Annotated in this window: 8 protein-coding genes; 4 read left to right on the top strand and 4 right to left on the bottom strand. The window is 47.4% G+C overall.

Features of this window, described 5'->3' with window-relative positions:
• Positions 1–20 precede the first annotated feature (20 nt).
• Together ABGY95_RS03855 and ABGY95_RS03850 are read left to right on the top strand one after the other, a co-directional pair.
• The gene (locus ABGY95_RS03855) at positions 21–1,163 is read left to right on the top strand and encodes an efflux RND transporter periplasmic adaptor subunit (RefSeq protein WP_347440388.1); all 1,143 of its coding nucleotides are present in this window, start codon (positions 21–23) and stop codon (positions 1,161–1,163) included.
• A gap of 41 nt (positions 1,164–1,204) precedes the next feature.
• On the top strand, positions 1,205–4,348 hold the full coding sequence (locus ABGY95_RS03850) for an efflux RND transporter permease subunit (protein ID WP_347440387.1): 3,144 nt from the start codon (positions 1,205–1,207) through the stop codon (positions 4,346–4,348).
• Positions 4,349–4,661: 313 nt separating this feature from the next.
• Here ABGY95_RS03850 and ABGY95_RS03845 read toward each other — a convergent pair whose 3' ends face one another.
• On the bottom strand, positions 4,662–5,375 hold the full coding sequence (locus tag ABGY95_RS03845; RefSeq protein ID WP_347440386.1) for a biotin--[acetyl-CoA-carboxylase] ligase: 714 nt from the start codon (positions 5,373–5,375) through the stop codon (positions 4,662–4,664).
• Positions 5,376–5,523: 148 nt separating this feature from the next.
• On the opposite strand from ABGY95_RS03845, the gene ABGY95_RS03840 reads away from it, so the two are divergent.
• Positions 5,524–6,429 carry a DapH/DapD/GlmU-related protein gene (locus ABGY95_RS03840; protein WP_347440385.1) on the top strand — a complete coding sequence of 302 codons (906 nt, stop codon included), beginning with the start codon at positions 5,524–5,526 and terminating at the stop codon, positions 6,427–6,429.
• 96 nt (positions 6,430–6,525) lie between these two features.
• Here ABGY95_RS03840 and ABGY95_RS03835 read toward each other — a convergent pair whose 3' ends face one another.
• Together ABGY95_RS03835 and yaaA are read right to left on the bottom strand one after the other, a co-directional pair.
• Positions 6,526–6,783: an entericidin A/B family lipoprotein gene (locus ABGY95_RS03835; protein ID WP_347440384.1), complete on the bottom strand. Its 258-nt coding sequence runs from the start codon at positions 6,781–6,783 to the stop codon at positions 6,526–6,528.
• Positions 6,784–7,640: 857 nt separating this feature from the next.
• Positions 7,641–8,423: a peroxide stress protein YaaA gene (yaaA, locus tag ABGY95_RS03830; RefSeq protein WP_347440383.1), complete on the bottom strand. Its 783-nt coding sequence runs from the start codon at positions 8,421–8,423 to the stop codon at positions 7,641–7,643.
• Between the two features lie 105 nt (positions 8,424–8,528).
• Here yaaA and ABGY95_RS03825 point away from each other — a divergent pair, with 105 nt between their 5' ends.
• A complete protein-coding gene (locus ABGY95_RS03825; RefSeq protein ID WP_347440382.1) occupies positions 8,529–9,380 on the top strand; it encodes a DUF1853 family protein in 852 nt (283 codons plus the stop codon).
• Positions 9,381–9,773: 393 nt separating this feature from the next.
• Here ABGY95_RS03825 and ABGY95_RS03820 read toward each other — a convergent pair.
• The coding region (locus tag ABGY95_RS03820; RefSeq protein ID WP_347440381.1) for a hypothetical protein at positions 9,774–10,476 on the bottom strand (703 nt) is incomplete at its 5' end.

Raw genomic sequence — 10,476 nt, 5'->3', positions numbered from 1 at the left:
TTTAACCCCACTCTCCACACGTGAAACTAGCACTCAAGTTCATCATCCCTCTCGTAGTCCTCGTTGCAGCTTTCGGGCTGGCAAAGAAAATGATCGCCTCCAAGCCTCCGTTGGAGAGTCAGAAACCTCCGACCGTGATACCAACCGTAAGCACGCTCACTATCGACTACGACACTCACAGTCCCCCAGTTCACAGTTTCGGAACAGTCAAAAGCTATTTTGAAACGGCAATCACTGCGCAGGTAAACGGCAATATCACCTTCGTTGCTGATACTTTTAGAGTGGGCCGAAAAGTGAGAAAAGGAGACACGCTCGCACGTATCGACACCACTGATTACCAAGCAATCTTAGCCCGTGAATCAGCGGTACTTTCTACTAACAAACGTACTTTAGAAGAAGAAACCATCCGCTCCAAGCAAGCTGAAGAAGACTGGAAAGCCTCTGGCAGGCAGTTGTCCTCAGCATCAGCCTTTGTGCTGCGTAAGCCACAACTTGCCGCGGCCTTAGCCAGCATCGCATCCTCCGAAGCCGCCATCAACAAAGCCCAAGCGGACATCGATCGATGCACCCTCAAAGCCCCATTTGACGCAGTCATTAGTGCCCGGTCAGCCTCTATTGGGAATTTTGCGACCCCTCAAACAGACGTGGGCACACTAGTTGCCACAGAAATGGCTGAGATAAAAATCCCCCTCACCCCAGAACAAGCTGCAAGAATAGAGCTCCCTAACCAATCTACAGCGCCACATTCTATCACCTTAACCAGCCCAACAAAGCCAGGGTCAACATGGACCGCGCTTTTAACTAGAACTGTGCCCGTCATAGACCCGACCAATCAAGTGGTATTCGTTATCGCCGAAATTGCGCATCCCTATGATGGAAAAGAATCGCTCCCTATAGGCACATTCGTCAACGCCTCAATACCGTCTAAAGAAATCCCAAAAGCCATGGAAATTCCAGAATTGGCATTGGTCAATGATGCCTACCTCTGGGCTGTCGATTCCGAGATGAAGCTGGTAAAGATCAATGCCAAGCGCCTGCTAAGCCATAATGGCATGGCCTATGTAAAACTGGTTGAGCCAGCTTTGACTCCCCCACTCACCATTATTTCTAGGCCTTTGACCAACTTCCGCACAGGAATGTCAGTCAAAACTGACAAGCAGTAATCGGCCTAACGCTCTTTCCTAATCCTTACCTCAAGCGCGACGTGTCATCACCACTCCAGAAGCACCCTTTTATCACTTGGTTCACCACCAATCCTGTGGTGGCGAACATCTTGATGTTTTCCCTCTTGGCCGCGGGTCTTTTCACCGCTGTCACCGTGCGCAAAGAAGGCTTCCCCGCCTTCGCTGCTGAATCGGTCACCGTCAGAGTACCTATTCGTGGTGGCACTCCAGAGGAAGTGGAGCGTGGAGTCTCGATCAAAATCGAGGAATCCCTGCAAGCGGTTGAGGGTATCGAACACATCCGTTCGGTCAGCCAGGACAACATAGCTACAGTCACCATTCAAGCTAAAGAAAAGTACCCAATATCAAAACTACTCGATGATATAAAAATCCAAGTCGATGCAATTCCCAGCCTTCCTGAACAGGCCGAGAAACCGGTCATTATCGAACAAAAACGTAGCAACGAAGTCCTTTGGGTGGAACTATACGGCGACGCTCCTGAAGAAGTGCTTAAAGAAGCTGCACGTAATTTACGAGACGTACTTCTGAGGCAAGACGCTATTTCTAAAGTACAGACGATCGGCGACAGAGATTATGAAATATCTATCGAACCCTCCGAACAAAAACTGCGTCTCTACAACCTAACATTTGCCGAACTAGCCAACGCAATTTCAGATAACTCACTCGATTTAGGAGGAGGGGTCATTCGCTCTGCTAATGGAGACATCTCACTGCGCTCACGTGATCAAGCATACCTAAAAGCTGATTTTGAGAAAATCCCAGTCCGTACCAATGCCGACGGAACAAGGATATTTGTCAAAGATGTCGCAAACATCCGTGACGGTTTTATTGATCAACAATATCTCAACCGCTACAGAGGCAAACCATCGATCAGCCTCAGAATCAAAACCGAAGGCAATGACGACATTCTCAAGGCGGTAAACCAAGCTCAGGCCACAGTAGAGGAGTATTCGAGGGCTAACAAGCTGCCTGAAGGAGTAAAGGTAGCAGGGTGGTATGACGGAGCGGTAAATATTCGCGATCGTTTAGTACTACTTGGTAAAAATGGATTCCTTGGAGTCTTGTTAGTTTTCTTTATTCTCACCTTATTCCTTAATCTCCGTCTGGCATTCTGGGTAGCGATAGGTATCCCAGTTTCACTAGCTGGCGCTCTAGCTTGCTTTCCAATATCTGGAATTGACCTCTCGGTGAACGTTATTTCAGCCTTTGGATTTCTTATAGTTTTAGGCATTGTAGTGGACGATGCCATTGTCATCGGCGAGTCCATTTATTCTGAAAAAGAGCAGCAAAAAGAACTCACCTACAAAGAGGGTTATATCCGCTCGACGGTCAGAGGGGTGAGCCAGGTGGTCACCCCCGCAACTTTCGGAGTCCTTACCACTATAGCCGCCTTTTTACCACTTACGCAAGTGAGTGGACAGATGGGTAATGTCTTTGGACAGATTGCTATCACAGTCATACTCTGCCTCATATTTTCACTGGTAGAGTCAAAACTCATCCTGCCATCCCACTTGGCACCCCTAAACGTCCACAAGAAGCCTAATAATGCCATCTCTAGAGCTTGGTCGCGATTCCAAGGTTCAATCTCGCGCGGGTTACAGTGGGTAATTGACTCGGTGTACAGCCCTCTCATATGCACCTTCATTTCTTGGCGCTACGCGGTATTTGCTGCATTCATCGCAGTCCTCATCCTAGTGATCAGTCTCCTTCCAGCTGGCCAGTTACGCTTTGTCTTTTTCCCTAACATCTACCAAGACAACATCTCGGTAACACTCGAACTCGAGCAAGGTCAGTCTGTTGAATACCTCCACAAATCAGCCCTCCGTATAGAACAAGCTTCCGAAAAATTGGCAGCCAGATACGAGAGCGAGTTTGGCCACAACCCATTCATCGAAGTTCAAATCTCTTCTAGCAACAACACAAAAGTGTCCGTGGTTACCGAACTAACGCGCTCCACAACCCGTGAATTTCTATCAACCGAACAGATTATCAAAGACTGGCGCCAACAAGTCGGTCCTATTGCCGGGGCTCGCTCCTTGTCTTTTGCGGCAAAAGCTGGCCCACCCGGTGGAGATTTTGTTATCAATCTTGAATCCGAGAACCTCGAGGAACTTAAGCTCGCTGCCCTCGACCTCAAGACGCTCGTCGCCACCTACCCTGGCGTCTACGATGTGCTAGACACATTCGATTCAGGAAAACCCGAGATTCTGTATTCAGTCACCCCAGAAGCACAGGCAGCCCAACTCACTAAAAGGGATCTCGCCATTGGTGTGCGTGACGCCTTTTACGGCCGAGAAGCGCAGCGAGTCCAACGAGGTCGCGAAGAGGTCCGCGTCATGGTTCGCTACCCACTCGAGCAACGTGGTTCACTAGAAACCCTACGTGACATGCGTATTCGTAAAGCCGACGGCACAGCTGTCCCCTTCTCCCTCGTGGCAAATACCGAGTATTCCTCTTCTCTCGCCTCTATTGAGCGCTACGACAATAAACGAGTCGTAGCAGTGGAAGGAGCCATTGATAAATCAGTAACTAGCTCTGACGAAATTCAAAAGCGCCTCAAAGAAGAATATTTCCCACAAATGTTAGCTAAGTACCCGAGCATAGCTACCAGCGCCAGTGGCGAAGTGGAACAAAGAATGAAGTCGATGAAATCTTTACAGGTTGGCTTCTTCTTCTCGATTATCTTCATCTATATTCTGATTGCCATTCCTCTTAAGAGCTATCTTCAGCCCTTACTCATTATGTCCGTCATACCTTTCGGGATTATTGGCGCACTTGTAGGACACTACATCATGGAGCTTCCAGTATCCATCCTCTCAGTATTTGGAATCCTCGCCCTATCAGGTGTGGTGGTGAATGACTCTCTGGTTCTCGTCTGTCGAGTCGATAACCTTAAAAAGGAAGGCCACAGTTTACTTGATGCCTGTAAACGAGCAGGAGCAGATCGCTTCAGAGCCATCTTACTCACCTCACTCACCACCTTCTTCGGACTATACCCGCTACTACGTGAGACTGAAGTTCAGGCGCAATTCCTCAAACCAATGGCAGCCTCTCTGGCCTTTGGTATTCTCTTTGCTACCATTATCACGCTCCTCCTTCTTCCCATCATACTTATGATAGCAAAGGATATCAAAGATGGACTGAAATTCGTCTATAGTAATTAAGGGCACCTCCGGCAACTCCCGTTGTCGGTGTGTGAGTTATTGATTCTTTAAATTTGCGAGCATAGCTCGTTTTGTCGATAGCCACCCTTCGGGCTGGAAAGACTTTCTGCGCAGGGCTTCGTTGTTCTTCGCTCACGGATATGAATCCGTTCAATCATCACGCCTTGCCTTGCTTGAAATTCTTTCCAGCACCACCAACGCTAGTTGCCGGAGGTGCCCTTAAGATACTAGGTTTACGCCTCGCCCCCCAGTCTCCCGGTCAATTACTCTATGTTTGCTTGAGTCATGCACCACTCAAACACCCACATCCAGTTTAACTTTGGAGAAGTCGTATTGCGTCGGCTTGAGCGATCATCTCGATCTCACCGTCGACTTCTAACATCAAATACCCATCTCCACTCACACCGGCCATCATACCGGACAACAATACTCCATCCTGTCTGAGCTGAATCATTTCACCTTTCATAACGCAGCGTCTATTTACAGCATCCACAACGGAGTCAAAATCAGAACAGCAACGACTTCCCCAGGCGATGATAGACTGCACGAGCTCTGCGAGGAGAGCCTCTCGCTCTATCACTCGACCAGCTTCGATCAAAAGCGACGTAGCACCCAGGTCTGAAGGGAATTCTTTCACTGCGATATTGAGACCCACTCCTATAACCACGCGATCCTCACAGCCTTCGACCAATACGCCAGCGCATTTCTTACCGGAAATCCACACATCATTTGGCCATTTGATGTCAGCAGATATTCCGAATTTATCCAAAACCTCTACCAGCGCAACTCCAGTTGCCAATGCCAACCTCGACCATTGCGTGCGGTCAAAATCAGGTTCTAGCACCAGCGAGAAAAGCAAGCCTTGCCCCCGCGGACAACTCCATTGATTTCCACCGCGCCCACGCCCGTTAGTCTGCTCTTCAGCCATTACTAGAGTACCCGACTGAGCTCCAGAACGGATCAGTCCAGCCGCAGTATCATTACTAGATTCAAGAACCTGAGCATAATGAAATCGGCCTTCGAGCATTGGCACTCTGCGTAGTAGTTCAGCACTGTTAAACATCTCAAGTAAGATGGAAAGACCCGTAGATTACTGCAATAGCTAATTTAAACTTCAACATGCTAGACAGCACTTTACCCGTCTGATAAGTTAAGGATCAATCATACATACCCTTATGGAAGCTGTCATTCAACCCCCACACCATGAGTCACTCTGCGCCCCGATCACTTCAGGACAACATGTTGCAGATATTTTAATTGGCAATATTCCGCTCAAACAACTCATGGCTACAGAACTACGCCGAGCGGGCTTCCAAGTTATCGAGCTCACACAAGTGACACGTAGTACTGTCCACCTCCCTTTAGACCATTGGGTTGAAGTGGGTGCTCTCTGCCTCCTTGCTAGAGAAGAACCTGGTACTTGCCTCTATGATGGAGCAGGTGACATTGTGGCTTGGAAAGGGGTTGATGAACCTAGCCAATGCCAACGGAAACTAGTGACTGAAGCCGACTGTTTCCGCATGCGTTACCCATGGGAAATGCTACAAGTGAACTCAGCTGTTATTGACGCACTCCCTGCAGATGACATCCAAGGAACAGTCAGCGCTCTTTCAGAAATAGATGGCATTCTCCACTTAGGTGAAGGCTCACGTATTCTTCCTGGTGTCGTAATTGAAGGGAATGTGTCGATTGGAAAAAACTGCCGAATCGGCCCCAACGCCTATATTCGTGGCAATACATCCATCGGAGAGAATTGCATCATAGGCAATGCTGTCGAGGTTAAGAATTCACTGATTGCCCACCACACTTCTATCGCACACCTCAGCTACGTCGGTGACTCTGTGATCGGCTCTCATGTGAACATTGGCGCTGGCACCATTTTCTCTAACTATCGCCATGACGGAAAAAATCACAGATCTATGGTCGAAGGTGAACTTCTAGACACGGGCTTATCAAAATTTGGAGCTATCGTAGGCGACGGAGTTCGCACAGGTGCAAACACTGTGGTCTACCCTGGTCGCAAAATAGGTAATGCTCGGACCACCCTCCCAGGTGCCATCGTCACGGATGACATGATGTAGGTAAATCAATCATCACGATTGAATTCATAACAGAAATAAAGCGCCAAGAAGTCTTGCCGCTTTATTTTTTTTCACACCTTCAAGGTGCTATACTAACTAGCGACTAGCAGCATTTGACAATGCTGAACCGCCAGAACTGATGTCACGGCCGATGCCCTGCATAGTTTGGCAAGAAGTCATGCTGAGAGCGATAAGCCCCAGTAGAGCGATGAGTGATTTAGTAAGAATATTCATATCTGCGTCCTCCATACCATTTTGCTTATTTTTCTGCCAAGATAAATTTCTACGAGTTTTCAGCCCTCTACTAATTAGGGCAAATTTTACGGATTGGCCGGCATATGGCAAAGCTGACAAGCCAGTCAGCTAAAAAAACGATGGCTAAAAATTAAAGAGTTTGCCCGAAAGCTGCAGCTTTTTTCAAGAAACTTGAGCCAGCCTATGCTCCGCCATCACCAAGCTATTCACGCCTGAAATTGAAGCGCGTTGTTCCGTGGCGCCGGATGGTTGATGCAGTAACTCAGTAGCGACACTACCTGCGCACACGGTAACACAGCCATAAAGCATAGAAGAACTCGGTCATATTTATGCAATTAAACAGACTCTGAATTTTCCTAGAAAGCCCACAGTTCCATCTAACAAAAATTCACACCAGACTAAAGATCTCATTACGCCGCTTTACATAAAGCTGAACGCCCGTCCTGAAAATACCATACCAGCACTTATCACCCCTCCAAACATCAGCAACATATGCCCGTTCTCATTCCGATTTTTTACCCCCAGACCTTTGATTTTCCGAACGAAAATCACACAAAATAGAGAGGAAAGGCTTTGAGTCATAAGCCAAAGCCTCATCCGCTTCACTTGCTAGGCACTCTGCTAGGCCACTCAAAATGCTAATTACCCACCCATTGTGGAACCTCTATCAGTAGAAAGAATTTCGGCCCAAATGCATAGAGCTGAGAACAAGACTAGCTTGCGCCGTCCCACCACGGCAGCCAGCACACCTGAGGGTAACTAGAAAAGGACAATCGTCACAGCCCATACTTCATTGAACCATAAGAACTGTGGCTGACTTATCCCCATATCGGTGAAGAATACCGCGAATGCCGGATAATAAAACCGCGCATTGAAAAGAACAAGGAACCACACGAAGAGCTTCACATTACGCTCCAAATCATTTTACTTGGAGGTTCCACGCTCGTCATCAGGGGTTATGCTCTCTTTTTTTCTGCTCTCGAAAATACCAATTCAGTGTCCGTAGAGCTGACTCTATCAAATTTGTATCCTGCAGACTTAAAATTTTTGAGTCCCGCGACATCCTCGATCCCATTTCGTACGATATAGTCAGCCATCATTCCGCGGGCCTTTTTTGCATAAAATGAGATCACTTTGTACTTCCCATTTTTCTCGTCTTTAAAAGACGGCGTGATCAAAATTCCATTGAGCTCTTTTTTCTTCACTGAAGAAAAATACTCATTTGATGCTAGATTAACGACCAGGCTCGAACCGCTGGATTTGAGATCCTTATTGAGTAAATTCGTGATCTTACTCCCCCAGAATGCATACAGGTTTTTCCCCCTCGTATTTTCTAACTTTGTCCCCATTTCTAGGCGATATGCCTGCATGAGATCTAATGGACGTAGGACTCCATACAAACCTGATAGAATCCTCACTTTTTTCTGAGCCTCAGATAAGTTTGAGGCCGACCATTCCGATAGCTCCATGCCTTGATAAACATCTCCCGTAAAAGCAAAGAGAGCTTGCCGACTATTGGCATTACTGACATCCCGTTCCCACTTCATATACCTATCAGCATTGAGCTCCGAGAGCTTTGAGCTGATCGACATCAAACTGCCCAGTTGACTGGCACTCATCTGGCGCAATTGCACAACGAGTTCTTCGGAGTCGTCGAGCAAGCGAGGCTTCGTGTGTTTCTTGGTGGGTAGAGTTGACTCGTAATCAAGTGATTTTGCTGGTGAAAGTAAAACTAGCATGCCCCCAATCAAGCGTGCCTATCCGAAAAAGCAAGACGCAGCTGCCAATACTAAGTATTACTCCCCCTAGACAGATCGTAAACGCACGGCTAAACCAATATTCCGATGCAGTACCACCCAACTCAGAAAATCGCTAAGGAGCACGAACATCTGTTTTCTAATGCCATTTTAGAAAGCCTAACACATCCTCAATCTATGGTTGGAACGCTACCTAATTCATCATGTTTCGAAGTGTCTTCCCTAGCTAATTCCCCTAACACCCGACTATTGCGGTTCAATCAGAAGCTTGGCCACCTCTACGAAGACGCGCTTTTTTCCTTATTGGAGGCCGGCACGCGCTTTAAGTGTGTCGCCAAAAACTATCAAATCATCACTCCCGAGAAACGTACCATTGGTGAACTAGACTTCATTCTATTGGATACTCTAAAGCAACAATACATCCACTTAGAACTAGCCGTCAAATTCTACCTCATCCAGCATAGTGAGGGATCCTTTTATTATCCTGGACCAGATGCCAGAGACAATTACCAACGAAAGGTCACTAGGCTTAACGACCACCAACTCACACTCTCCAACCGTCCAGAAGCTGCGGAATTTCTGGCTAAACTCACCGGTGGAGGACCTCTTGAAGTAAAACATTTGGTTCACGGCATTTTCTTTGACCACATCACAGCGAAGCAAAAGCCGATTCCCGAATGTGCATCCCCACAGAGCCGACGTCGATCTTGGTTGTATTGTTCTGAGTTATTGCAACATCACCCAGAAATAGAAACAGCCAGAGTTCTGCCTAAGCAGCTCTGGCTGTGTGAAATCGATGCAATTATTTTTGACACTTTAGTCGTAATCCCAGCCTCGGAACTCATCGAACTTGGCCAAAAACGTTGTACGATGTTCGTCATTCATGTGGGTGACGAACCAAAATTCCTAGTTCCCAACAACTGGCCTAGTATTAATTAACGGCAACGCGCTAGTGTCGTCAGTGCGTAGCCTCTTCCGTAGACTTGAACCTAATTATAGAGGACGTAATCCCACTAAAACCATCAGGCTCTTGCCTATCGATCATTACTTTTGCCAACTTTGCATAAACCTCATTTTGCTCAGCATTCACACCATCGCGTTTTGCTCAGTGGACTATAGCGCAGTGCCCATAGGTGCGCCCCCAGTTATTGTAGATAGTTGAACCTCCTGCACGCCTGGGTTTAGACACATCTCTGAGCCCCTATGCTTCACAGCCTTCAATCGCGGAGCTCACCGTAGGGTCTGCTCAAAAAGTTATTTTTTTGAGCTCGTAGCCTTCTGCCATTGCAGAGCTAAAGCATAGGGTTCTTGCCTGCAAACTGATTAGTCTTGTTACCTTGGTTTCTTTTGGTTTTGTGACTTGTAGTTACCATTACGTGCTAACCAGATCGTGTGCATCCGGCTCCTGCGGCCACGATGCGAGGCTGGTACTTCCAAATCGGAAACATCAAATCCAGCTTTGCGCAGTAACTTCGTAAATTTTTTATCGGGGTATGCTGACCATACAGCCAAGATCCCACCTTCTTTCAATGCCGCTTTAGCCGCCAGCAACCCCTCCATTGTGTATAAACTTTCATTATTTTCACCATGAAAGGCGCTTGGCCCATTATCCACGTCCAGCATGATAGCGCTGTATTCTTGATTTGCCTCAGCAATCAACTTCTGTACGGGTGAGATTTTGATTTTAATCCGAGAATCGTCGAGTAATCTTGGGTGCATCCCCTTGAGGAACGTTTTATTCCACTCCACCACAGCTTGATTAAGCTCGGCCACCACAAATTGAGCTCCAGCTTGAGGTAAGCTCTCCACCGCTGCCGAGAGCGTGAAACACATACCTAGGCCACCAACCAATACCTTTGGCTGGCGAGCGGGTCGATAGGGCTGACATGCCATCCGCGCGAGTTCTTCTTCAGATCCATAGGCAATACTCGTCATCAGCCTTTCTCCTCGTGAGCTTATAAAAAACTCACCATCGTGCTCAAATAATTCCAATGGTTCGCCCTCTGGGGTCGTCGTTTCTGCTAATTTATTGTAC

Source organism: Rubritalea sp. (assembly GCF_039830215.1).
Lineage (GTDB): Bacteria > Verrucomicrobiota > Verrucomicrobiia > Verrucomicrobiales > Akkermansiaceae > Rubritalea.
This window is presented reverse-complemented; position numbering and strand designations above follow the sequence as displayed.

What these genes read in the sequence shown, in the direction of transcription:
- ABGY95_RS03845 (WP_347440386.1), bottom strand. Translation starts at nt 5,375, where the DNA reads ATGCTCGAAGGCCGATTTCATTATGCTCAGGTTCTTGAATCTAGTAAT.
- ABGY95_RS03825 (WP_347440382.1), top strand. Translation starts at nt 8,529, where the DNA reads ATGCAGTACCACCCAACTCAGAAAATCGCTAAGGAGCACGAACATCTG.
- yaaA (WP_347440383.1), bottom strand. Translation starts at nt 8,423, where the DNA reads ATGCTAGTTTTACTTTCACCAGCAAAATCACTTGATTACGAGTCAACT.
- ABGY95_RS03840 (WP_347440385.1), top strand. Translation starts at nt 5,524, where the DNA reads ATGGAAGCTGTCATTCAACCCCCACACCATGAGTCACTCTGCGCCCCG.